This is a genomic window from Aeribacillus sp. FSL K6-8394 (genome assembly GCF_038008865.1).
Lineage (GTDB): Bacteria > Bacillota > Bacilli > Bacillales > Aeribacillaceae > Aeribacillus > Aeribacillus composti.
On the sequence record NZ_JBBPAA010000001.1, the window covers coordinates 1,757,794 to 1,781,584 of the forward strand.

22 protein-coding genes are annotated in these 23,791 nt (G+C 39.3%); 2 read left to right on the forward strand and 20 right to left on the reverse strand.

Annotation, left to right across the window (positions count from 1 at the left end):
- Nucleotides 1-52 precede the first annotated feature (52 nt).
- The 8 genes from racE to NSR00_RS08360 all read right to left on the reverse strand — a co-directional run bounded on the left by racE (nucleotide 53) and on the right by NSR00_RS08360 (nucleotide 7,085).
- Nucleotides 53-871, reverse strand: a complete 819-nt coding sequence (racE, locus tag NSR00_RS08325) for a glutamate racemase (RefSeq protein WP_066252185.1) — start codon at nucleotides 869-871, stop codon at nucleotides 53-55.
- Nucleotides 872-881: 10 nt separating this feature from the next.
- On the reverse strand, nucleotides 882-1,316 hold the full coding sequence (locus tag NSR00_RS08330) for a MarR family winged helix-turn-helix transcriptional regulator (RefSeq protein ID WP_339193195.1): 435 nt from the start codon (nucleotides 1,314-1,316) through the stop codon (nucleotides 882-884).
- Nucleotides 1,317-1,553: 237 nt separating this feature from the next.
- Entirely contained in the window at nucleotides 1,554-1,778 is a 225-nt protein-coding gene (locus NSR00_RS08335; RefSeq protein WP_063387446.1) for a helix-turn-helix domain-containing protein, read from the reverse strand.
- A gap of 231 nt (nucleotides 1,779-2,009) precedes the next feature.
- Entirely contained in the window at nucleotides 2,010-3,290 is a 1,281-nt protein-coding gene (locus tag NSR00_RS08340) for an RNA-guided endonuclease InsQ/TnpB family protein (protein WP_094246128.1), read from the reverse strand.
- Nucleotides 3,291-3,707, reverse strand: coding sequence for an IS200/IS605 family transposase (gene tnpA / locus NSR00_RS08345; protein WP_094246129.1), 417 nt, complete (start codon nucleotides 3,705-3,707; stop codon nucleotides 3,291-3,293).
- 187 nt (nucleotides 3,708-3,894) lie between these two features.
- Nucleotides 3,895-4,659 (reverse strand): succinate dehydrogenase iron-sulfur subunit, encoded by a 765-nt coding sequence (gene sdhB, locus NSR00_RS08350; RefSeq protein WP_063387445.1) that lies wholly within the window; start codon nucleotides 4,657-4,659, stop codon nucleotides 3,895-3,897.
- 29 nt (nucleotides 4,660-4,688) lie between these two features.
- Entirely contained in the window at nucleotides 4,689-6,440 is a 1,752-nt protein-coding gene (sdhA, locus tag NSR00_RS08355) for a succinate dehydrogenase flavoprotein subunit (protein WP_066247775.1), read from the reverse strand.
- Between the two features lie 36 nt (nucleotides 6,441-6,476).
- The gene (locus NSR00_RS08360; protein WP_094246310.1) at nucleotides 6,477-7,085 is read right to left on the reverse strand and encodes a succinate dehydrogenase cytochrome b558 subunit; all 609 of its coding nucleotides are present in this window, start codon (nucleotides 7,083-7,085) and stop codon (nucleotides 6,477-6,479) included.
- Between the two features lie 300 nt (nucleotides 7,086-7,385).
- On the opposite strand from NSR00_RS08360, the gene NSR00_RS08365 reads away from it, so the two are divergent.
- Complete coding sequence (locus tag NSR00_RS08365) at nucleotides 7,386-7,835, forward strand: YslB family protein (protein WP_232515579.1); 450 nt, start codon at nucleotides 7,386-7,388, stop codon at nucleotides 7,833-7,835.
- A gap of 59 nt (nucleotides 7,836-7,894) precedes the next feature.
- On the opposite strand, the gene uvrC is transcribed toward NSR00_RS08365, so the two are convergent.
- The 11 genes from uvrC to zapA all read right to left on the reverse strand — a co-directional run bounded on the left by uvrC (nucleotide 7,895) and on the right by zapA (nucleotide 20,191).
- Nucleotides 7,895-9,667 (reverse strand): excinuclease ABC subunit UvrC, encoded by a 1,773-nt coding sequence (gene uvrC / locus NSR00_RS08370; protein WP_094246311.1) that lies wholly within the window; start codon nucleotides 9,665-9,667, stop codon nucleotides 7,895-7,897.
- A 117-nt stretch (nucleotides 9,668-9,784) separates the two neighbouring features.
- Nucleotides 9,785-10,099, reverse strand: coding sequence for a thioredoxin (trxA, locus tag NSR00_RS08375; protein WP_063387440.1), 315 nt, complete (start codon nucleotides 10,097-10,099; stop codon nucleotides 9,785-9,787).
- Between the two features lie 182 nt (nucleotides 10,100-10,281).
- Complete coding sequence (locus NSR00_RS08380; protein WP_340788095.1) at nucleotides 10,282-11,262, reverse strand: electron transfer flavoprotein subunit alpha/FixB family protein; 981 nt, start codon at nucleotides 11,260-11,262, stop codon at nucleotides 10,282-10,284.
- Between the two features lie 30 nt (nucleotides 11,263-11,292).
- Entirely contained in the window at nucleotides 11,293-12,066 is a 774-nt protein-coding gene (locus NSR00_RS08385; RefSeq protein ID WP_340788097.1) for an electron transfer flavoprotein subunit beta/FixA family protein, read from the reverse strand.
- A gap of 38 nt (nucleotides 12,067-12,104) precedes the next feature.
- Nucleotides 12,105-12,695, reverse strand: a complete 591-nt coding sequence (locus tag NSR00_RS08390) for a TetR/AcrR family transcriptional regulator (RefSeq protein WP_063387437.1) — start codon at nucleotides 12,693-12,695, stop codon at nucleotides 12,105-12,107.
- Nucleotides 12,696-12,815: 120 nt separating this feature from the next.
- Nucleotides 12,816-14,492 carry a long-chain-fatty-acid--CoA ligase gene (locus NSR00_RS08395; protein ID WP_094246314.1) on the reverse strand — a complete coding sequence of 559 codons (1,677 nt, stop codon included), beginning with the start codon at nucleotides 14,490-14,492 and terminating at the stop codon, nucleotides 12,816-12,818.
- 221 nt (nucleotides 14,493-14,713) lie between these two features.
- Nucleotides 14,714-15,124 (reverse strand): DUF350 domain-containing protein, encoded by a 411-nt coding sequence (locus NSR00_RS08400; RefSeq protein WP_063387435.1) that lies wholly within the window; start codon nucleotides 15,122-15,124, stop codon nucleotides 14,714-14,716.
- A gap of 23 nt (nucleotides 15,125-15,147) precedes the next feature.
- On the reverse strand, nucleotides 15,148-17,508 hold the full coding sequence (locus tag NSR00_RS08405) for an endonuclease MutS2 (RefSeq protein WP_066247785.1): 2,361 nt from the start codon (nucleotides 17,506-17,508) through the stop codon (nucleotides 15,148-15,150).
- A 29-nt stretch (nucleotides 17,509-17,537) separates the two neighbouring features.
- On the reverse strand, nucleotides 17,538-19,256 hold the full coding sequence (polX, locus tag NSR00_RS08410; RefSeq protein ID WP_340788100.1) for a DNA polymerase/3'-5' exonuclease PolX: 1,719 nt from the start codon (nucleotides 19,254-19,256) through the stop codon (nucleotides 17,538-17,540).
- A 120-nt stretch (nucleotides 19,257-19,376) separates the two neighbouring features.
- Entirely contained in the window at nucleotides 19,377-19,925 is a 549-nt protein-coding gene (locus tag NSR00_RS08415; protein ID WP_063387432.1) for a CvpA family protein, read from the reverse strand.
- A gap of 8 nt (nucleotides 19,926-19,933) precedes the next feature.
- Nucleotides 19,934-20,191, reverse strand: a complete 258-nt coding sequence (gene zapA / locus NSR00_RS08420) for a cell division protein ZapA (protein WP_063387431.1) — start codon at nucleotides 20,189-20,191, stop codon at nucleotides 19,934-19,936.
- Nucleotides 20,192-20,342: 151 nt separating this feature from the next.
- On the opposite strand from zapA, the gene rnhC reads away from it, so the two are divergent.
- Nucleotides 20,343-21,251, forward strand: a complete 909-nt coding sequence (rnhC, locus tag NSR00_RS08425; RefSeq protein WP_327856508.1) for a ribonuclease HIII — start codon at nucleotides 20,343-20,345, stop codon at nucleotides 21,249-21,251.
- 127 nt (nucleotides 21,252-21,378) lie between these two features.
- On the opposite strand, the gene pheT is transcribed toward rnhC, so the two are convergent.
- Nucleotides 21,379-23,790 (reverse strand): phenylalanine--tRNA ligase subunit beta, encoded by a 2,412-nt coding sequence (gene pheT, locus NSR00_RS08430; protein ID WP_340788103.1) that lies wholly within the window; start codon nucleotides 23,788-23,790, stop codon nucleotides 21,379-21,381.
- Nucleotide 23,791 lies beyond the last annotated feature (1 nt).

A 23,791-nucleotide genomic window follows, 5' to 3' on the forward strand; every position in this document is an offset into this window, starting at 1 on the left:
AAAAAATAGACCAGCTCCAACCAAAAATTCAATGGACAAAAAAACAGCTTGCTCATTTAGAGCAAACTGTTTTCGTTAAAGTTATACTTTCTACATGATCAATGTGATGACCGAACCATTTTGAAGCAATCTTTTGGAACATTTGTTTCGACCCAGTAGTTAAAAATTTGTGGTTTTTATTGCCATCCTCTTGGTTTAAACAATGATGAAAGGATAAAATAGCGCTCACTTCCCGGGCTGTTTCATCTCCCGAGGTGATTATTTTTACGTCTTTCCCGATATATTTTTGAATTAAAGGCCGTAATAGAGGATAATGTGTGCATCCTAAAATAAGCGTATCAATTCTCTTTCCTTTAAAAGGAAGCAAAGATTCTGCAACAATATATTCCGCCCGTTCACCTTCAAATTCGCCGCTTTCTACTAACGGCACAAACTCAGGGCAAGCGAGACTCTCCACAATGACGGAACTATTAATCGTTTTGAGCGCACGAACGTACGCGCCGCTCGATATAGTTCCTTTTGTTCCGATTACACCAATATGTCCTGAGCGTGTAGCATTTATGGCAGCTCTTGCCCCTGGTTGAATTACACCAATCACAGGGATATCAAGTTGTTCTTGAATTTCTTTTAATACAACTGCTGTTGCAGTATTACAAGCAATGACAAGCATTTTGATATGAAAGTTTGAAATTAAATAGTTGGTCAGCTCCCATGTAAATTGTCGAATTTCCGTTTTCGGCCTCGGGCCGTACGGACATCGAGCGGTATCACCCAAATAAATTAATTCTTCTTTTGGAAGCTGCCTCATCAACTCTTTAACAACAGTTAATCCACCAACACCTGAATCAATAACTCCAATTGGTCTATTCAAAAAATCGCCTCTATTCTTTCATTTCTTGTTGCAATTTTGCTAATAGCTTTTCCAATTGAACAATTTCTTGATCCGAGAAGTTTTTCAAAACTTCTCTTAAATATTCTTGCCGCTTCGCTAATGCAGCCTCGATAACGCGTTGTCCATTTTCAAGCAATTGAATCCTGACTAATCGACGATCCTTTTCGTCTTTCACCCGTTTAACAAGGTTGTTTTTTTCCATTCGATCCATTAAATCCGTGATCGTGCTGCATGCAAGATACATTTTATTTGAAAGTTCTCCAATTGTCATGTTTCCTGATTCATTCAATAACAGAAGCGCGTCAAATTGCGGAGGAGTAATCGAGTAGTTGCTTAAAATATCACGGCCCTTCTTTTTTAAGATCGCAGCTATGCAGCGGAGGGATTTTTCTATTTCTTCAACAGTATTGAAAACGTACGTCATAACGGGGAACCCTTTCTTTCAAGATTAACAGATAAGATCAAATCTATTTTCCATTTTTTTATGTAAAATTTCAAGCATAGCCGTACTTTCAAAATGTGGAAAGACGAATTTTTTCAAAAAGTCACAAGCCTTTTTAAGAAGCCAATGATTCATAGAAAAAGAGTAAAACAAACTCTTTCCTTATCAATCTAAAAAAGGCAGCCGACGGCGAAGTTCCACTAAGGCTGCCTCTTCTGTTTAAAGCTTTAGTTCTCCCATACGAAGAAGTTCTACGACTGCTTGTGAGCGCCCTTTCACACCTAATTTTTGCATAGCATTTGAAATATGGTTCCGCACCGTCTTTTCGCTTATGAAAAGTTCACTGGCTATTTCTCTTGTAGTCTTATCTTGCACTAATAACTCAAATACTTCTCTCTCTCTCTTTGTTAGCAGCGGCTTTGGCTGAAAATCCTTCTCATTCAAGTATTGTAACCCTCCTTGCAGATGAGAGCCAGTCGACAGGATGGATTTAAAAATTGTCACCATATAGTATGATCGCAAAAAGATGACCGTGACAAGATTCATAAAAGAAAGGTGCATTTTAGGCGAAAAGAAGCTTTTTTACGTTAAAGGGACTCGTTTGAAGGAGGAAATGTTCAAGAAAGATTCAACCGTTTGTGAACTACTCGTCATTGAAATGACGAGCTTCCTGTTCTACGCAACGAACTGTTGTCCGTTAAACGTATACACAGTCGGCGTGTCCAACACCACTACTGATTGAGATAAAGCCTTAATCTCTTTCAGATACTTTTTGCTGATATTGATAGCACCATTCACATCCGCATTGATGGTTGTATGACAGTCGTTACATACATATAACCCTCGATGAATCCGATTACTCGGCTTTGCGTTTTCTTCACAAGGGAACATTTGGCATACTGAACATGCTTGAGAGGTGTATTCTTCGGTTAATAAACGAACATCTATTCCTTGCTCCTGCGCTTTATACCGTATCATTTGAATGATTTTCGCATACGGAAAACCATGCAATTTTTGATTCGTTTTCTTGTTGAATTTCGCTTGTTCTCGTATACCTGTAATGTCACCAATCACAATCGTTTCGACTCCTTGTTGCAGAGCAATATCAATCACTTTTCTTGTCATACAATGCAACATGTGATGCACTTGTTTTCTTTTCTTTTGATAAAGTTGTAACACACGTCTGGAAGGTTTCGGGTATTGTATTCCTTTAGCACATTGTTGAGCGAAACCAATCGCTTGAAAATGGGCGATTTGTTTATGAAAGTAGCGTTCAACGGATAGCCATTGCCTTCCTGAAATGATGTGTGCTTTTCCTTGATAATCATAACAAGTCATCGCATTGGCAATCCCTAAGTCAATCGATAAAAATTTCGTGCTATTCTTTTGTTTCAATGGTACATCTTTGTATTCTTGAATCAGATAAATCGTATATTCTTTTCGACTGATGGGTTTCACTTCAATCAGTTTTATCTTTTCGATTTCGATATGTTTCGGAATCGGGATATAAAGATAACTTTCTTCCAATCCATACGTTTCTTTTAAAAAGGCTTTTTGAGCCTTTGGAATGGGTAAACGAATTTTGGTATTGTTCTCCACCAATTTGAAACTGTTATTTAGAAAACGGACATTAAAGTTTTGATGTTTGAATCGTGGTGGTTGTGGATTATCTATTCCATTGCTTTCCTTTAGTTTGAAAAAAGACACCCACGCTTCTTGCAAGACTTTTAAGACCTCTTGTGCTGATTGAGCAGGTAATTGTTTATACCAAAAATGTGTTTTTAATCGTTTTTTCTGTTCATACCAATTCGGGAACGGTACACCTTGTTCTTTCGACCAATTCCGTTTTTCATAGTTCCCCACATTCCATAACTTACGACTGGCATAACACAAGTGATATAAGATGATTTGATTGGTTCGATTCGCTTTATAGGTGAAATACGATACCTTTTTCATTTAGTCACCACCTTTCTTTTGGTTAGCAATATAGCGTTTTATGACATCCTCACTAATAGAGCCAACGGTTTCAATATAATAACTAGAGTTCCATAATACTCCTTTCCATAATTTTTGTTTGATTTCAGGAAATTGCAGAAAAATTTTTCTCCCTGAAATCCCTTTTAACATTTTGACAATATAAGAAGGTGCTATTTTTGGATGAGCTGATACAAATACATGAATATGATCTTGTTCACCCACCTCTACCATCTGCAACAGAAAACCTTTTTCTTCTGCAATCTCTTTAAAAATTTTCTTGAGATATAACTCAACCTCTTGTGTCAAAACCTTCTTTCGATATTTCACAGACCATACAATATGATAATTAACATTATAAACACAAGTTCTTGCGTGAATTAAATTTGTTTTCTTCATACATATAGTATATCAAAAATATACAAAAAAACCAATTATTTCAATCTTTAATAAACCACATATAGTCTTTATAAAATATAAAAAAAGCGATTCAATCTCCCCTTTAAAAAGGGGAGGATTCTCGCTTGTCTATCCTAAAATTAGGAACACCTTGACATAGCAAGGTGTTCCTTTTTCACAATATACATCAGCTGTCAATATAGTCGCTTCCGAACATTTTACGAAATGCGTGAACAGTTGTTTCTCTATTTAATGCTGCAATCGATGTTGTAAGCGGAATTCCTTTTGGACAGGATTGAACGCAGTTTTGGGAATTTCCGCAGTTCGCAAGTCCGCCGTCGCCCATAATAGCTTCCAAGCGTTCTGATTTATGCATCGCGCCTGTCGGATGAGCGTTAAACAAACGAACTTGTGATAATGGCGCTGGACCGATGAAGTTCGATTTGCTGTTTACGTTTGGACAAGCTTCAAGGCATACGCCGCACGTCATACATTTTGAAAGCTCATATGCCCATTGGCGTTTTTTCTCAGGCATTCTTGGTCCTGGTCCTAAGTCATACGTACCGTCAATTGGTATCCATGCTTTTACTTTTTTCAAAGAGTCAAACATGCGGCTGCGGTCTACTTGAAGATCGCGAATAACCGGGAATGTGCGCATCGGCTCGAGACGAATAGGCTGTTCCAGCTGATCAATAAGCGCTGTACATGATTGGCGGGGCTTCCCGTTAATGACCATTGAACAAGCACCGCATACTTCCTCTAAACAGTTCATATCCCATGTAACAGGCGTTGTTTTTTCGCCTTTGGCATTAACAGGATTACGGCGAATTTCCATTAAGGCCGAAATAACGTTCATATTCGGACGATATGGCACTTCAAATTCTTCTTGATATGGTTCCGTGTCTGGTCGATCCTGTCTAGTGATAATAAACCGCACTTTTTTTTCACTCATTGTTTACTCCCCCTTTTCTCCCAGCTTTTTTAATGTTTCTTCGTATAGTCACGCACACGAGGCTTAATGAGTGATACATCAACATCTTCGTAGTGGAATTTAGGAGCTTCCTTCAAGCCGGCAAACGTTGCCATAGTTGTTTTGAGCCACTCTTCATCATTTCGTTCCGGAAATTCTGGTTTATAGTGAGCACCTCGGCTTTCATTACGGTTATAAGCCCCAAGCGTAATAACCCGAGCCAACACAAGCATGTTTCTCAACTGGCGAGTAAAGCTTGCGCCTTGGTTGCTCCATTTCGCAGTATCGTTAATATTAATTCTTTCCCAACGTTCCATAAGCTCTTGAATTTTTTCATCTGTTTTTAGAAGTTTATCATTGTAGCGTACGACTGTAACATTATCCGTCATCCATTCACCAAGCTCTTTATGAAGAACGTAAGCATTTTCGTTTCCATCCATTTTCAGGATTTCGTCCCATTTGCTTTGTTCTTCTTTTACGCGTGCATCATATAATGTGGATGGTAAATCGTCAGCTGATTTTTCCAATCCATTCATATATTCAACAGCTTTTGGTCCTGCAACCATACCACCGTAAATTGCAGAAAGCAATGAGTTTGCTCCAAGCCGGTTCGCACCATGCTGAGAGTAATCGCATTCACCAGCTGCAAACAAACCAGGGATGTTTGTCATTTGATCGTAATCGATCCATAGACCTCCCATTGAATAATGGACGGCAGGGAAAATTTTCATCGGCACTTTTCTTGGATCTTCACCCATGAATTTTTCATAAATTTCGATAATACCGCCTAGTTTAATATCAAGCTCTTTTGGATCTTTATGAGAAAGATCAAGATATACCATGTTTTCGCCATTAATGCCTAATTTCAAGTCTACACATACATGGAATATTTCTCTCGTTGCAATATCACGAGGAACAAGGTTTCCATATGCCGGATATTTTTCTTCAAGGAAATACCATGGTTTTCCGTCTTTATATGTCCAAATTCTTCCGCCTTCACCGCGTGCAGACTCGCTCATTAATCGAAGCTTGTCATCTCCAGGGATGGCTGTCGGATGAATTTGTATAAATTCCCCGTTTGCATAATAAGCTCCTTGCTGATAAACGATAGAAGCAGCCGATCCCGTATTAATCACAGAGTTTGTTGATTTACCAAAGATAATTCCAGGTCCTCCTGTCGCCATTATTACGGCATTCGAACGGAAAGCTTGAATCTCCATTGATTTTAAATCTTGAGCAACGATGCCGCGGCAGCGTCCTTCATCATCTTGTATGATTCCTAAAAACTCCCAGCCTTCATATTTCGTCACAAGACCTGCTACTTCGTGACGTCGAACTTGCTCGTCCAATGCATATAAAAGCTGTTGTCCAGTTGTTGCTCCGGCAAACGCTGTCCGGTGATGCTGTGTTCCTCCAAAACGACGGAAATCCAACAATCCTTCTGGTGTACGGTTAAACATAACACCCATGCGATCTAAAAGGTTAATAATTCCCGGTGCTGCTTCACACATCGCTTTAACCGGTGGCTGGTTAGCCAAAAAGTCTCCGCCATAAATCGTATCATCAAAATGGATCCACGGAGAGTCTCCTTCTCCTTTCGTATTTACCGCCCCGTTGATCCCTCCTTGAGCACATACTGAATGGGAACGTTTTACAGGTACTAACGAGAATAAGTCAACAGACACCCCGGCTTCCGCAGCCTTTATAGTTGCCATTAAGCCAGCCAAGCCTCCGCCGACAACAATTAATTTTCCTTTACTCATTTTTTCGCCCACTCCCTTGAACGCAATTTAGTTAGATTAGACAAACGCAAAAATGGCACGAAGACCTACGATTGAAAGCAACACAAAAATACCTATTGTCACATAAGTTGAGACTAGCTGAGATTTTGGAGTAACCGTAATTCCCCAGCTGACTGCAAAAGACCATAGACCGTTGGAAAAATGGAAAATCGCTGAAAGAACGCCTACTATGTAAAACACTAAACTAACAGGATTGCTTAAAATGGATTCCATCATATCAAAATTAACTTCAGCCCCAAACATCGCGGCAATACGAGTTTCCCATACATGCCATGCAATAAAAACAAGGGTAATAATACCAGTTACACGTTGAAGCAGGAACATCCAATTGCGGAAATAGCCAAAGCGGCCCACATTGTTTTTTGCTGTGAAAGCAATATAAATCCCATAAATGGCGTGGTATAACAGAGGAAGGAAAATAACGAAAATTTCCAGAAAATAGCGGAATGGTAAATTTTCCATAAAATGTGCTGCGTTGTTAAATGCTTCTTCGCCCCTTGTGGCGAAATGGTTGACAGTCAGGTGTTGAATTAAAAATACGCCAATCGGTACAACACCTAAAAGTGAATGTAGTCTGCGGTTTGCAAATTCTCTGTTTCCAGACATATGCGTTTACCCCCTAATCTTAATAAATTGAAAGATTTCTTAAAATCTCCTGCTCCCCCTGCTTGGCATGTAAAAATCCGCCGACAAAATATGACGAAATCTTAAAATAATAGGACAAATTCATTGTACTCCCATAAAGTAGTACCGTCAAGAAAACGTCTACAAAGTATTATTCAGTAATATCATTTTTTCTGATCGGAAAATAGAATATTTCCCGTATCCGAAATTGATTTTATAAACTCTTTCATCTTATGTGAAAGCTGATATAATATAATTGTTCGCTAGAAAGAGGGGAAACGATTGAAAGAACTGTCATATCACGATCAATTAAAAGAATTAGAAGAAATAACCTTACATCCTTTTAGCGTTTTGCTGCTTCGCGACTATTTACTTCCTGAACTTCTAGGAAAAGAGCATCATTCCATTTTGTATTGGGCAGGCAAACAGCTAGCTCGAAAAATTCAATTATCTACGTTAGAAGAACTTATATCTTTTTTTTCATCAGCCGGATGGGGCGATCTTCATATTATTCGCCAGAAAAAAAACGAAATGGAATTTGAATTAACAGGCCAATTGATCGAAAAAAGGATGAAGCTTTTCAAAGATTTATCCTTCCAACTAGAAGCAGGATTTATCGCGCAGCAAATCGAATGTATGAACGGTGTCGTCACAGAAGCGTATGAACAGATAAACAAACGCTTAAACAAAGTTATTTTCATTGTAAAATGGGATGAAAAAGATAAAATTTAACAGAATGAAAGGGCAGTAGGAGGATTTAAAAGCTTCCTCCTATTTGTTTTATTACATCGCTATTCGCTGAAATATTGTAAAATGTTTTGTGCTGTTTTTTCAGGCATTCCTGCCTGTTTTAGCTCTTCAAGCGATGCCTTTTTAATATTTTCAACGGAACCGAACGATTTTAACAGTTGTTTTTTACGCTTAGGCCCTATGCCGGGGATTTCATCTAATACAGACTTAAACGTATTCTTTTGGCGGACTTGTCGATGAAACGTAATGGCAAAGCGGTGCACTTCATCTTGAATGCGCTGAAGCAAATAAAATTCTTGGCTGCTTCTTGACAATTGAACAGCAGCTTCCCGGTTGCCGAGAAGCAAATCGCTCGTTTTGTGCTTGTCATCTTTCACAAGCCCGGCAACAGGAACGTCAAGTCCCAGTTCGTTTTCTAATACATCCATAGCTGCTTGTACCTGTCCTTTTCCTCCATCAACAATAATAAGGTCCGGCAACGGCAGCTCCTCCTTCAGCACTCTAGTATATCGCCTGCGAATTACTTCCCTCATCGATTCATAATCATCAGGCCCGCTGACTGTTTTTATTTTAAACTTTCGATACTCTTTTCTCGCAGGTTTTCCATCTATGAAAACAACCATAGCCGAAACAGCGTCCGCGCCTTGAATATTGGAATTGTCAAAAGCTTCAATCCGATGTGGTGTAGGAATATTCAACTGCTTTCCTAAATTTTCAATTGCTTTGATCGTCCTTTCTTCATCTCGTTCAATGAGTGAAAACTTCTCTTTTAACGAAATTTTTGCATTTTGATAAGCTAGCTGTACGAGATCTTTCTTTTTTCCTTTCTTTGGTTTGCTGACCTGTACTTGTACTAAAGCTCGAACCATTTCCTCATTGACATCTTCCGGAATGACTATTTCTTTCGGAAGAAAATGGTCGTTCTTTGCGTAAAATTGACCAATAAATGTTAAAAATTCCTCCTCTGGCTCTTGGTACAGAGGGAAAATGGACACATCCCGTTCTATCAGTTTTCCTTGCCTGATAAAAAATACTTGGACGCACATCCATCCTTTATCGTAATAATAAGCAAATACATCGCGATCAATAAAATCATTGAGAACCATTTTTTGCTTTTCCATTGTTGCTTCGATATGCGCGATTTGGTCCCGATATTCTTTTGCCCTTTCAAATTCAAGATTTTCTGCACATTTCAGCATTTTTTCTGTTAATTCTTTTTTGATCTCCTTATATCCACCATTTAAAAAACGGATGATGCTTTCCACCATTTGTTTGTTCGTTTCTTCGGAAACTTCGTGAACACAAGGCGCAAGACACTGGCCCATATGATAATAGATGCAAACCCGGTCTGGAAGCGAATTGCATTTTCTCAAAGGATACATGCGGTCAAGCAGCTTTTTTGTCTCTCTCGCAGCTTGGACGTTTGCATACGGTCCAAAGTATTTTCCCTTATCTTTTTTTACTTTTCGTGTGACGATCAGCCGCGGATGGCGCTCGGAAGTAATTTTAATATACGGATAGCTTTTATCATCTTTTAGATTGACATTGTATTTCGGTTCATGTTTTTTAATTAAATTCATTTCTAATAGAAGCGCCTCAATATTCGAGGATGTTACGATATATTCAAAATCGGCAATTTCTTGAACGAGTCTTAACGTTTTTCCGTCATGTGATCCAGTAAAGTAGGAACGAACCCGGTTTTTCAATACTTTTGCCTTTCCAACATAAATGACGGTTCCGTTTTTGTCCTTCATTAAATAACAGCCAGGCTTATTCGGAAGAAGCGAAAGTTTTTCTTTTAAATGCTCATACATCGGTAAAACACTCCAACTTATTCTAATCTGTGCTGGATTTATTCAGCCGTTTTCATTTAAAAGCAAGAAGGCGCTCCAAAAGGTAACTTTCGTGAGCGCCTCTTTTTATATTTTATATTACAAATGTTTGTTAAGCAATTGCGCTAAAGCTTCTTTCGGCTGGTAACCGATCGCTTTATCCACTGCTTCACCATTTTTAAAGACGATTAACGTCGGAATGCTCATGACTCCGTATTGACCGGCAGTTTCTTGATTTTCATCCACGTTAAGCTTAACAATTTTTACTTTGTCACCAAGTTCTTGATCCAATTCTTCAAGGACTGGGGCAATCATTTTACATGGACCGCACCAAGGCGCCCAGAAATCTGCCAATACTACACCCTCGCTTGTTTCTTGGGAAAAATTCTGGTCAGTAACGTTTACAATTGCCATCTTAATTCCTCCTAATTCACTTTTTCTATGTGAAGTATACCATGTTCTTTCGCTTGAAGCGAATGTTTTGATCTGCAACTATTTTTTCATATTTTTTGTATTTTATGTACGTCGTGACCCGTCTCCACTTATACTAGGAGGAATGGATTTGTTCAAAAAAATACGTGTCCATTCAGGACACGTTAAGAGGAATGGATTTTTAATTTTTTAAATTCTTCCGTAAGCATTGGCACAACTTCAAATAAATCTCCGACAATACCGTAGTCTGCGACGTTGAAAATGTTCGCTTCCGGATCTTTATTGATTGCAACAATTACTTTAGAATTCGACATTCCCGCTAAATGCTGAATGGCTCCAGAAATTCCGCAGGCAATATATAAATCCGGTGTAACGACTTTTCCCGTTTGTCCGATTTGCAGCGAGTAGTCACAATAGTTTGCATCACAGGCACCGCGTGACGCCCCTACTGCTCCTCCGAGCACAGATGCCAATTCTTTTAGCGGTTCAAACCCTTCTGCACTTTTTACCCCTCTCCCTCCGGCAACGATCACCTTTGCTTCAGATAAGTCAACGCCTTCCGCTGCATTTTGGACAACCTCACGCACGATCGTGCGCAGATCTTTTATTTCTACCGATATGGAAGCAACTTCTCCGCTCCTTGATTCATTTTTTTCGAGAGGTGGAATATTGTTCGGACGAACGGTCGCAAAAATAATCCCATCCGTAATGATTTTTTTCTCAAAAGCTTTTCCTGAATAGATCGGTCTTGTGAAAACAACGTTACCGCCCACTATTTCTACAGCGGTAGCATCAGAAATAAGACCTGCGTTTAATTTAGCCGCTATTTTTGGAGATAAATCTTTGCCTAATGCCGTATGTCCGAAAATAATAGCGTCAGGCTTTTCACTGTCAATGATCGCCATGACAGCTTGTGAATACCCGTCCGGACTATAATATTTCAATTTTTCATCTTCCACGATGACAACCCTATCCGCTCCATAATAAATCATGTCATTTGCAAGCGTTCCAACGTTCTCTCCAATTAATCCGGCGACCACCTCTCCGCCTTCGGATATTATCTTGCCGGCTGCAAGCGCTTCAAATGATACGTTCCTTAAAAATTGATCCCTTATTTCTCCCAATACGAACACTTTTCGAGCCATTTTTTCATCCCCCTGCTATATTCGTCTCCACTAAATAACTTTTGCTTCTGATCTCAATAAAGAAACAAGTTCCTTCACTTGATCCTGCAGTTCCCCTTGCAATATTTTTCCTGCTTCTTTTTTAGGCGGCAAATAAATTTCTAACGTTTTTGTTTTCGGTATGACATCTTCTTCTTCAAGATCTAAATCATCGAGCTCCAACTCTTCAAGCGGTTTTTTCTTTGCCTTCATAATTCCCGGCAAAGACGGGTATCTCGGTTCGTTTAAACCTTGTTGGGCAGTTACTAAAAGAGGGAGTGTTGTTTCAATGATTTCCGAATCCCCTTCAACATCTCTCACAATTTTCACGTTTTTTCCATCTATTTCAATATTTGTGATCGTTGTGACATACGGAATGTCAAGAAGCTCCGCCAAACGGGGGCCTACTTGGCCAGATCCTCCGTCAATGGCAACGTTTCCAGCTAATATAATGTCCGCTTCTTTATCCTTCAAAAATTCATATAGAATTTTTGCTGTTGTAAACTGATCTCCATCTTCCAAATCTTCCTCAATATTTATTAAGACAGCTTTATCGCATCCCATCGCAAGAGCCGTTCTCAGCTCTTTTTCGCTTTCTTCTGATCCTACTGTAACAACAGTTACTTCTCCGCCATGAGCCTCCTTAAGCTGCAGCGCTTCTTCAATGGCATATTCATCATAAGGGTTTATGATGAATTCTGCATCATCCTCGGAGATTGATCCGTTTTCAATTAAAATTTTTTCTTCTGTGTCAAAAGTTCTTTTTATAAGGACAAAAATATTCACCTTACCCATCCCCTTTTTAAAAATTGATCATTCTCTTTTTATGAATGATTGCTTTTAAATCCGTTGATTAACAGCTCAGGAATTTTTTCTGCAATTGCGAGGAGATCGTATTTTTGATCTTTCATTACCCACGTTGTCGCCGTTTCGTCCATCGTCCCAAAAATCATTTGTCTTGCCAGCCTTAAATCCAAATCTTGTCGAAACTCTCCCGTTTTTTTTCCGAATTCGATCACTTCGTCTATTACTTTCAAATATTCTTTAAAAATTTCATTTATGCGCCGGCGCAATTCTTTGTTTACTTGCCGCAATTCCAATTGAAGAACCACTGCCAAATTCCGATCATGAACTAGCATTTGAAAATGCTTTTCGATCAGCGCAAACAATTTTTCTGCAGCAGTCTGCTTTGCATCAATGCTTTTTTTCACTTCAGCGATATGATTCATCAATCTTTCTCGAAAAAGGGAGATTAAAATATCCTCCTTGTTTTTAAAATACAAATAAATCGTTCCATCTGCTACGCCCGCCTGTTTGGCAATTTTCGAAACCTGAGCGGAATGATAGCCGTTCTCCGCAATGACGACAATAGCTGCATCAATGATTTGTTTATATTTTGCCTTTTTTTCTTTCAACGTGTATCTTCCCTTCAAAATGAATGAATGGTCATTCATTTATATGATATTTAGATTAAGCCTTTTTGTCAAGCATTGAGGGAAGTTTTTATTCTCGTTCAAAACCGATAGATGTCCGTTTTATATTTTTCTTTCTTCCTCTACTAGTTTTCTTCTTAAAATTTTTCCTACTGCTGTTTTCGGAAGCTCGTCGCGAAATTCGTATTTTTTCGGCACTTTGTACGGGGCAAGATGTTTTCGGGCGAATTGGTCAAGCTCTTGCTCCGTAAGCTGTGCTCCTCCCTTTGGTACAACATAAGCTTTCACGGTCTCGCCTCTGTAAGGATCCGGAACACCTGCAACGACAACCTCTTTAACCTTTTCATTAGCATACAACACTTCTTCTATCTCGCGGGGATAAATATTGTACCCGCCAGCAATAATCATATCTTTTTTACGATCGACAATATAAAAGAATCCGTCTTCATCCATATAGCCGATATCTCCTGTAAAAAGCCATCCGTCTTTGAAAACCGCTTCCGTTTCCTCTCGGTTGTTCCAGTAGCCTTTCATCACCTGCGGTCCTTTTACAATAAGCTCACCGAATTCGTTGACATCTGCAAATCCTTCTTTTTCAGCCGAATAAATGGCTGCATGCGTATTGGGCCAAGGGATGCCAATGCTTCCCTTTTTCTTGACATCTGAATAAAATAAGTTTGCATGCGTAACGGGAGAAGCTTCCGAGAGCCCATATCCTTCAACAAGCTTCCCGCCTGTTTCTTTTTCAAAGCGCTCCTGAATTTCTACCGGAAGAGGAGCCGAACCGCTGATACAATATTTAACCGAGGACAAGTCGTATTTTCGCAAATCTTTATGATTTAAAAGAGCAACATAAATCGTTGGCACTCCTGGAAAAAGCGTTGGCTTTTCTTTTTCAATCGCTTTCAAAATTTCGGTTGAATCAAATTTAGGGATTAAAATCATTTTAAAACCTTCCATGATCGATAAATTCATTACAGTCGTCATGCCATATACGTGAAAAAAAGGCAAAACTCCTAGTATGGACTCTTCTCCTTTCCTGCATTTATACATCCAGGCAGCACACATTTTCGTATTGGAAATTAAGTTTTCATGCGTCAACATCACCCCTTTAGGCGTCCCTGTCGTCCCTCCTGTATATTGCAAAAGGGCAATATCTTCTTTCGGATCAATATTTACTGTCAATTCTTTAGCAGGCGATGTTTTTAAGATCTCTGTCCATACATGAACACCATTTGCTGCGTTTACCTTTATTAAAAGATTTTGCTCCTTCTTTTGAATGAGCGGGTATAGAAGATTTTTTGGGAAAGGCAAATACTCTTGGATCTTTGTTATTATGATATGTTTGATATTTGTGAGAGATTTCAATTTCGAGGCTTTTGGATAGAAAAGATCTAATGTAATGAGATGTGTAGCACTGCTGTCATTCAACTGGTACTCCAGCTCTGATTCTGTATAAAGAGGGTTCAATTGAACGACTATTCCGCCTGCCTCCAGAACTGCATAATAAGCAATAACTGCCTGTGGACAGTTTGGAAGCATAATCGCTGCCCGATCCCCTTTTTCAAACCCTGTTTGCTCCAAATAATTAGCCAATTGAAGCATCTGTTCGTATAGCTTGCGGTACGTAATGTTCTTTCCAAGAAATGAAACGGCTGTATGATTCGGAAACTGATTAGCCGTATCTTGAAAATATTTGGAAAGCGGCTTATTCTCCCAAGAGATATTATGCGGAATTTCCGAGGGATAAAAATTGAGCCAAGGTTTTTGACATTCCATTTATCTCCTCTCCTTTGAAAAATAATGATGATTTTATTTCATTATATCAAAATAAAATTCAGAAATATAATTATTTTTAGAATTTTAAACAGGAAAAAGCGGAGACCTTTTCTTTTCTCCGCTTTTTCAAGCAAAAAACACCATATAAATAATACCGATCGCAATAAACAGACCGCACAAACCAAATAAAATTTTAGCCAGCGTTTCCATGTTCCCCTCTCCTAATTTGTAATTCCTGCTCCGATTACAAAGGACAAGCCTATGGATATGACCATTGAGATAAAGCCAACTGCACGGTTATCCTTTTGAATTTCATCATCAATATTAAATTTAGGAGTCAGAAATTCAAAAATAAAATATCCGATTAAGAGCAAGGCAAATCCGTAAAAGCCCCAGCCAATCATTTCAAAAAGACCGTCATGCTGTTCAATTGAGAAGCGGAAAACGTTTGAAATCCCGAAAATTTTGCCGCCTGTTGCCATTGCAACAGCCACATTGCCTTTTTGGATTTCTTCCCAGTTTTTATATTTCGTCACCAATTCAAAAATGACTAAAAATAAAACCCCGCACAATATGACAACACTATAATTAGCAGCAGTTTGAACATATACGTTTTCCCAAAACAGATTCATGTTTACTCTCCTTAAAGAAAAGTTTATTTGAACTCCACAATCGTAACACCTGTTCCGCCTTCATTTGCTTCACCGAAACGGACGTTTTTAACAGCGCGGTGGTTTTGCAAAAATTCCCGCACCCCTTTTCTTAAAGCGCCCGTCCCTTTGCCATGAATAATGTGCGCCCGCGGATATCCTGCGAGAAGACAATCGTCAATATATTTTTCAAGACGGATGAGCGCATCTTCATATCGCTCTCCCCGCAAATCAAGTTCTAATGAAACATGAAAATCCTTCCCTTTTACTGTTGCGAGCGTTTTTTCTCCCTCTTGTTTCGGGCTGCCAATATATTCAAGATCTTCTTCTTTTACTTTCATTTTCAATATTCCAATTTGTACAAGCCATTCACTTTCATTTGCTTTTTCAAGCAGATGTCCTTTTTGATTTAAGTTGATCACTTTTACCTCATCGCCGGGGCGCAGCTGCTTTTTGCTTTTTTGTTTTTCAGATTTTTGTTCAGTATTTATAAATTCAGGCGCTGCATATTCAAGCCGCTTTTTTGCTTCTATTAATTCATGCTCTTTAATAGCTGAACTGTGCTCTTTTTGCATGTTTTTCAATTTTTGAATAATCTGATCTGCTTCTTTTTGCGCTTCTTCCAGCCTTTTTTTCACCATTTCCTCAGCTTCTTGATATAGGCGGTCTTTCTGCTTATTAAATTCAATGATTTGTTCTTGTAGTTCTTTATGAAGTTTTTCTGCTTCTTTCAGCGTTTTTTCAGCTTCCATCCAATCCTCTTCAGCACGTTTTTTGCTTTCCTCAAGGGAGGCAATCATTGCATCCGTTTTGGATCTGTCAGCGCTCATGAACGATTTGGCGCGCTCAATAATTTCTTTACTCAATCCAAGCCTTTTTGATATTTCAAACGCATTGCTTCGGCCAGGTACACCGATCAACAATTTATACGTCGGCGATAATGTGTCGACATCAAACTCAACGCTTGCATTGATCACGCCCTTACGGTTAAATCCGTATGCTTTCAATTCGGGATAGTGGGTGGTTGCAACAACTTGCGCTCCTCTGTTTAAAGCTTCATCCAAAATTGCAATGGCTAGAGCAGCACCTTCTCCAGGATCTGTACCTGCCCCAAGTTCATCAAATAGTACGAGTGAGCGATCATTAAGTTCCTGTAAAATTTTGACGATGTTCACCATATGAGAAGAAAATGTACTCAAATTTTGTTCAATTGACTGTTCATCCCCAATATCTGCGTAAACTGCCTCAAATACCGGCATTGTAGATCCTTCTTCAGCAGGGATTTGCAGACCTGATTGCGCCATTAGTGCGAGCAGTCCAATTGTCTTCAGCGTCACCGTCTTACCGCCGGTGTTTGGACCGGTAATGACAATCGATTGAAAATCTTCCCCAAGTTCAATTGTATTTGGCACAACGGTTTCAGGGTCAATAAGAGGATGGCGGGCTTTATACAGCTTCATAATGCCACGATCATTTATATTTGGTTTTGTAGCCTTTAATTTTTTAGCATACAATGCCTTGGCAAACATAAAATCGATTTCACCCATTACAGTGATATTATGAATGATTCCCTTGCTTATGTCAGCAACCATTTTCGACAATTCCGTTAAGATCCGTTCAATTTCGCGCCTTTCCTTAATCCGCGCTTCATTTAAAGAGTTGTTCGCTTCTACGATAGCCTGCGGCTCAATAAACAGAGTTGCTCCTGAGGAAGATTGATCATGGACGATTCCTCCGTAAACTCCTCTATATTCTTGTTTGACAGGAATGCAATAGCGGTCATTTCGAATCGTAATAATGGCATCCGAAAGATTTTTTTGTGCAGATGGGGAGCGAATGATCGATTCCAGCTTTTCGCGAATACGAGCCTCCAGTGTACGGATTTGACCTCTTATCGCTTTTAATTTATCGCTCGCATCATCAACAATTTCCCCGTCATCGCGTATGCAACGTTGAATTTCTTTTTCTTCTTTTAAATAAATTCCGATTTCGCTGACCAATTGTTCTAAATGAGGAAGTGAAACCTCCTCTTCTTGAGTCAACTTTTCAATAAATTGCTTCATTTGTCTTGAAGCATATAACACGGCAGAAACAGCCACAAGCTCTTGCGGACCTAAAGTTCCGCCTATTTGCGCACGCTTTACACTCGGCCGTATGTCGCTTAATCCTCCGAAAGGGGCAGAGCCTTTCAATCGGAGCACTGTTAGTGCTTCATCTGTCTGCTCCTGCCTCTTCAGTACTTCGTTGATGTCTCCTGACGGCATAAGCTTTAACGCTTTCTCTTTTCCTAAAGAAGAAGAAGCATGCTCTTTCAGCTGTTCCCTTATTTTATTAAATTCCAAAACATGTAACACTCGTTCCTGCAACTTCTCAAAACCTCCTGACAGTTGAATGGTCAGTCTTTCCTTTTTAAAAATTGCTTTAATTGTTCAACATCCCACGTATTCACAACGTCATCCGGCTGAATGAAAGCTTTTCGCGCATACGCAACCCCTATCTCCATATGTTCTAGCATGTTTATGCTGTGGGCATCTGTATTAATCACAACCTTTACACCGTATTCCTTCGCTTTCTTCAAATGTTCTACACATAAGTCAAGCCTGTTCGGATTTGCGTTCAATTCTAAAATAGTATCTGTTTCCTTTGCAAGTTCTAAAAGCATTTCTATATCAACATCGTATCCTTCTCTTCGCCCAATTAACCTTCCAGTCGGATGAGCGATAATATCAACATGGTAATTATATAGGGCTGCTTTCAGCCTTTTCATCATTACACTCTGCGGCTGGGAAAAGTTCGAATGGATCGATGCAATAACTATATCTAGCTCTTTTAGACTATCGTCGTCATAATCAAGTGTACCGTCCGGCAAAATATCCATCTCGATTCCTCTGAAAATCGTAAAATCAGAATATTGTTCATTCAACATGTCAATTTCTTCTTTTTGTTCTTTCAGCTGCTCAGGAGTCAAGCCGTTGGCTACTTTTAAAAATTGCGAGTGATCTGTAATCGCGATGTACTTGTAGCCTTTTCTTTTAGCAGCCTCAGCCATTTCCTTGATTGAATGAGCGCCGTCGCTCCATGTTGAATGCATATGGAGATCTCCCTTTATTTCCTCGAGCGAAATAAGATTTCCTTTGTATTTTTCCACTTCCTCCCCATCTTCCCGAACCTCTGGCGGAATGTAGGGAAGCTGAAAGTGTGCATACAGCTCTTTTTCTGACTCAAATGTGAGCACTTCTCCGGTTTCTATTATTTCTACGCCGTATTCGCTTATTTTTTCTCCTCTTTCCTTCGCTAGCTGGCGCATTTTTACATTATGCTCTTTTGAGCCTGTAAAATGGTGCAAAGCCGAAATGAATTCCTTTGGGTGCACGATGCGAAAATCGACCTGAACCTTGACATCAAACTTGAGTTCAATCGATATTTTCGTATCGCCTTTCGCAATGATTTCAGTTATATTCGGCATTGTTAAAATGTAATCTCGCACAGCTTCTTTATTTTCCGCCGCAATAATAAAGTCAAGGTCTTTTATCGTTTCTTTCATTCTTCTTAAGCTTCCTGCGCGAGAAAAGCGAACTATTCCGTTTTTCTGTCCTTTTTCTAAAAATTTCTCTATTTTTTCTGCAATCGGCAGCATATAAGCAAGAGGCAGTCGGCCCGGTTTTTTATTCATTTCATCGATCGCAGCCAATATTTTTTCTTCCGTTACTTTTCCAAAACCTTGTAAACTTTGCACTTTATGTTCTTCACAAGCTTTTTTTAAAGAATCGATGTCCACAACACCTAAATCCTTGTACAATTTTGCAATCTTCTTTCCGCCCAGCCCTGGCAATTGAAGAAGAGGGATTAACCCTTCAGGAACTTCCTTTTGCAAGGTTTGCAGCGTTTTTGACTCGCCGGTTTTTATGAATTCTTCGATGACTGCACTCGTTCCTTTCCCAATCCCACTGATTAAAGTAAAATCGTGGATGTCTGATAGGCTTCTCGCATCCCTTTCAAGGGCATTGGCAGCTTTATAAAACGCGGAGATTTTAAAAGGGTTTTCGCCTTTTAACTCCATATATACCGCAATTTTCTTTAACAGGCTGACAACATCCTTTTTGTGAACCGTCATGTTTTACGTCACCTCTTGAATCTTAAACAATATAAAAATCACCTGCTATTGAACTATTTAATAGAAACAGAGAAGGACGATGGGGGTCTAAATAAAGATGTTTCCATCGTCCCTTTACGTCTAACTTCCTTTACCGAAATAGCCGATCCAAAGATCGTGAATTTTATCAGATAAGACAGGGGTATGATTGACAATTAAATCAGCCAGCAGCGATTTATCGATAAGATTTTGAATTTGCTCGGCTGGAATGAGCGCTGCCAAAAAAAGCAGAATGAATAAAATGAGGTAAGTTTCCGCAAAACCTAAAACCGCACCCAGCAAGCGGTTGATTTGCTTAAGTATTGGAAGCATCGCAACAAAATCAAACATAGATCCGATGATGTGAAGCGCTATTTTTGATCCGATAAACAAAAGCACGAATGCAACTCCGCGATAGTAAGCTTCCTCCAAATGGCCCCCTGTCAATATAGATAGAGCAGCATTTGAATCTCCTATATTTGGATACGGTACCCATAATTCCAGTTTAGGAGCAAGATCGTCAAAATATGTTCTGGCAATTATGAAAGACACTATAACACTTGATAAATAAACTACTTGGAGAATAAATCCCCTTTTAAGGCCAGTGAGCAATCCGAATACTAAGAAAAATAAAATGATCAAGTCAAGCATTTTAAATTTCAATCCTTTTCTTGAAGTTGCTTTTCTAGTTCTTCAAATTTCTCCTTTAATTTGAGATAATCATGAACAGCATTAACCGCAGTTAGTACTGCCAGCTTGTTTAAATCTAGAGATGGGTTTTTTTGACTGATTTCCCGCATTTTTTCGTCAACAATTGAAGCGACAAGCTTCATATGATTTACGCTCTCATTTCCAACAATCGAATACTGCTGTCCATATATATAAACAGTCGCTTTATTTTTAGGTTGATCAGACAAAGCGAATCCTCCATCCTCTATGAAAAAATATCGCAAAATGATTCAAAATCCTAATCATAATCATAACATGTTTGTCGAAAAGATGGAAAGAAGAACAAAAGAAAGGGTACAATAATATAGCATCCATTTTAGGAAAGCGAGGCGTTTTTTATTGTCCAATATCGTCATAAAAGTTGATCATGGGGGAATTCAAACTTTGAAAGATTTTTATAATCCTTTCATTATAGACAGAACCCCTCCAGGTGCCGTCTTTTCTGCCAAATTGACAAACTGTACGATCACTGCTTACAAGTCGGGAAAAGTGCTTTTTCAAGGATCTGCCGCTCAGCAGGAAGCAAACAGATGGGAAAAAACAGCAAAAACAGCCCCTTCTCAAACAGAGGATGAGCTTCAACAGCTTCAACAGATGTCAGTCATCGGCTCTGATGAAGCAGGAACGGGGGATTATTTTGGACCGATCACGGTTGCTGCAGTATTTGTCCCTAAAGAAAAAAGAAAACTGGTTCAGCAGCTTGGAGTAAAAGATTCAAAGGCTTTGACAGACAAACAAGTTTTTTCAATCGCCAACACTTTAATAGAGACAGTTCCGTACAGCCTCTTAATTTTGCGCAATGAAAAATACAATCAATTGCAGAAATCTGGAATGAACCAAGGGAAATTGAAAGCTATCCTTCATAATCAAGCGATTCATCATTTACTCAAGAAAATTTCTCCTGATAAACCAGAAGCTGTGTTGATCGATCAGTTTGCAGAGCCGGATGTTTACTTTCAATATCTTAAAGACCGGGATGTTCCGTTTAAAGACATAACCATCTTTAAACCGAAGGCGGAGCATATACACATATCTGTCGCTGCAGCATCCATTATCGCAAGATATGCTTTTTTAAAAGAATTAAACAGCTTATCCAACGCAGCCGGATTTTATTTGCCAAAAGGAGCCAGCCATACTGTCGATGAAGCTGCTGCCAAATTAATAAAGGAAAAAGGGAAAAACACACTTGGCAAAATGGCAAAGCTTCATTTTGCCAACACCGAAAAAGCTTTGAATCTATTGAATTGAAATGACGAATCCGGAAATCTTATTTTCTGAGGTTAGCAGGACCAATTTATGATTTCAATAAAAATGAAGGTGCTATCTGCACCTTCATTTGTTAGCTGGAATTATTTTAGGGATTTATCGTCCTGCGTTAGCTGCGAAGAACTGCTGAAAATTTTTCCTCTACCGCCTTAATTACTTTTTCATGAGCTTTTGCTGCTTCCTCATCCGTCAATGTTCGTTCAGGATCGTAGTAGCGGAGTGAAAATGCGATCGATTTTTTCCCTGCTCCCAAACGTTCTCCTTCATACACATCAAAAATGGAAATCTCTTTTAACAGTTTTCCGCCCGCTTCCCGGATCGTTTCTTGAAGCTCGCCAGCATGCACATGCTGATCAACGACTAAGGCGATATCCCTTGTAATGGATGGGAACCTTGGAATCGGCGTATATATGACTGGCTTAGCTTCATATTGAATGAGATCGGCTAGCTTCAGCTCAAAAACATATGTTTCATCTAAATCATACTCTTTTTCAACTTCCGGATTTAATTCGCCGACAAATCCGATGAATGATCCGTTTAAATAAATATCTGCCGTTCTGCCGGGATGCAGCCCTTCACGTTTTGCCTGTTTATACTCAATTTCATCCAACAGTCCAAGCAGATCAAATAAACCGTCTAAAATTCCTTTCACAACATAAAAATCAACTTTTGTTTTTTCCCCTTGCCATGGGTGATAAACGTAGTGACCCGTCATGACGCCTGATAAACGTTCTTTTTCCAAAGGCTTTTCTAAAGCATCGTCCGAAATGAAAACAGAACTAATTTCATAAAGATGAATATCATCGATTTGCCGCGCTTTGTTATATTTTACAGACTCAAGCAAATGAGGAAGCAGGCTTAAACGCAAAACACTCCGCTCTTCACTCATCGGCAATGCTAATTGAGTAAAGCTTGACGTCTCCAGCGTAAATTGTCCCGCCTTTTCTTTGCTCGTTAACGAATATGTGATCGCTTGATAAAGCCCGGCGCCTTCCAAAAATCTTCGCACTTTTCTTCTTTTCAATTGATAGTCTGTTAATGCTCCGGATGTTGAAGATCCTTCAGGCAATGTTGACGGAATATAGTCATATCCGTAAAGGCGGGCTACTTCTTCAATTAAATCTTCTTCAATCGCAATATCGCCTCTTCTTGTCGGAACGGTTACTGTAAAAAGACCGTTTTCTTCAACGGTTTCAAATTGCAAGCGGTCAAAAATTTCTTTTATTTCATCTACTGCAATGTTTGTCCCTAAAACGTTATTAATTTTCTCAGCGGAAATGGTGATCACTTTTTTCTCGATTGAAAAATCATGAAATTCTGCTTCACCTTCTAAAACAGTTCCGGAGGCGTATTTTGCGATCAATTGTGCTGCCCGCTCTGCTGCAGCTTTTACCCTGTTCGGGTCAACTCCCTTTTCAAATCTCAAGCTCGCTTCACTTCTAAGTCCGAAATCCTTCGACGCTTTTCGGACAACACTGCCTTTAAAATAGGCGGCTTCAAGCAAAACGGTCGTCGTATCGTCTCTTACTTCAGAATCGGCCCCTCCCATTACACCAGCTAATGCAACAGGTACTTTGCCATTTGTGATCACAAGGTGATCGCTTGTAAGCTTTCGTTCTTGATCATCAAGGGTCACGATCGTCTCTCCGTCATGTGCGCGGCGAACGAGTATTTCCTTTGATCCGAACCGGTCATAGTCAAACGCATGAAGCGGCTGGCCGTATTCTAATAAACAATAGTTTGTAATATCGACGACGTTGTTATGCGGTCTGATTCCGGCTTTTATTAAGCGCATTTGCATCCATAAAGGGGAAGGGGCAATTTTGACATTTTTAATAATTTTGGCTACATAGAATGGATTATCTTCTTTTGCTTCAACATTCACAGTAATATAATCAGTTGCTTTTTCTTCGGCAGCCTCATAATGAACTTCCGGCTTTCGAACCTCTTTCTTTAAAATTGCTGCAACTTCATAGGCAACACCGATCATGCTTAAACAGTCAGAACGGTTTGGTGTAAGACCTAATTCAAGTACATAATCGTCCATAAACAGCTGTTCCATCGCATTTTTTCCAACTTCAGCATCACTAGGGAAAACAAAAATGCCGTCAGAAAACTCTTTTGGGACAAGCTTTCCTTCAATGCCCAGCTCTTGCAAAGAACAAATCATACCGTTAGATTCTTCACCGCGCAGCTTTGCCCGTTTAATTTTGAAATTGCCCGGCAAAACCGCACCAACTTTGGCTACCGGCACTTTTTGACCTTTTTCAACGTTTTGGGCGCCGCATATAATTTGCACTGGTTCTCCTTCACCGATGTCAACTAAACATTTGCTTAATTTTTCTGCATTTGGATGCTGTTCTTTTTCAAGCACCTGTCCAACTACAACATCTTTTATTCCTTCATTAACAGCTTGAACATTTTCAACTTCAATGCCGCTCTTCGTTATTTTTTCAGCCAGCTCCTCAGGGGAAATGTCTAGATCAACATATTCAGAGAGCCATTTGTATGAAACGAACATG

Excerpts from the sequence above, each read along its gene's own strand:
- sdhB (WP_063387445.1), bottom strand. The coding sequence starts at position 4,659 with ATGAGTGAAAAAAAAGTGCGGTTTATTATCACTAGACAGGATCGACCA.
- NSR00_RS08330 (WP_339193195.1), bottom strand. The coding sequence starts at position 1,316 with ATGACGTACGTTTTCAATACTGTTGAAGAAATAGAAAAATCCCTCCGC.
- sdhA (WP_066247775.1), bottom strand. The coding sequence starts at position 6,440 with ATGAGTAAAGGAAAATTAATTGTTGTCGGCGGAGGCTTGGCTGGCTTA.
- NSR00_RS08400 (WP_063387435.1), bottom strand. The coding sequence starts at position 15,124 with ATGAATCTGTTTTGGGAAAACGTATATGTTCAAACTGCTGCTAATTAT.
- NSR00_RS08395 (WP_094246314.1), bottom strand. The coding sequence starts at position 14,492 with ATGGAATGTCAAAAACCTTGGCTCAATTTTTATCCCTCGGAAATTCCG.
- tnpA (WP_094246129.1), bottom strand. The coding sequence starts at position 3,707 with ATGAAGAAAACAAATTTAATTCACGCAAGAACTTGTGTTTATAATGTT.
- NSR00_RS08340 (WP_094246128.1), bottom strand. The coding sequence starts at position 3,290 with ATGAAAAAGGTATCGTATTTCACCTATAAAGCGAATCGAACCAATCAA.
- NSR00_RS08415 (WP_063387432.1), bottom strand. The coding sequence starts at position 19,925 with ATGCTTGACTTGATCATTTTATTTTTCTTAGTATTCGGATTGCTCACT.
- uvrC (WP_094246311.1), bottom strand. The coding sequence starts at position 9,667 with ATGTATGAGCATTTAAAAGAAAAACTTTCGCTTCTTCCGAATAAGCCT.
- polX (WP_340788100.1), bottom strand. The coding sequence starts at position 19,256 with ATGACGGTTCACAAAAAGGATGTTGTCAGCCTGTTAAAGAAAATTGCG.
- NSR00_RS08360 (WP_094246310.1), bottom strand. The coding sequence starts at position 7,085 with ATGTCTGGAAACAGAGAATTTGCAAACCGCAGACTACATTCACTTTTA.
- trxA (WP_063387440.1), bottom strand. The coding sequence starts at position 10,099 with ATGGCAATTGTAAACGTTACTGACCAGAATTTTTCCCAAGAAACAAGC.
- NSR00_RS08380 (WP_340788095.1), bottom strand. The coding sequence starts at position 11,262 with ATGGCTCGAAAAGTGTTCGTATTGGGAGAAATAAGGGATCAATTTTTA.
- pheT (WP_340788103.1), bottom strand. The coding sequence starts at position 23,790 with ATGTTCGTTTCATACAAATGGCTCTCTGAATATGTTGATCTAGACATT.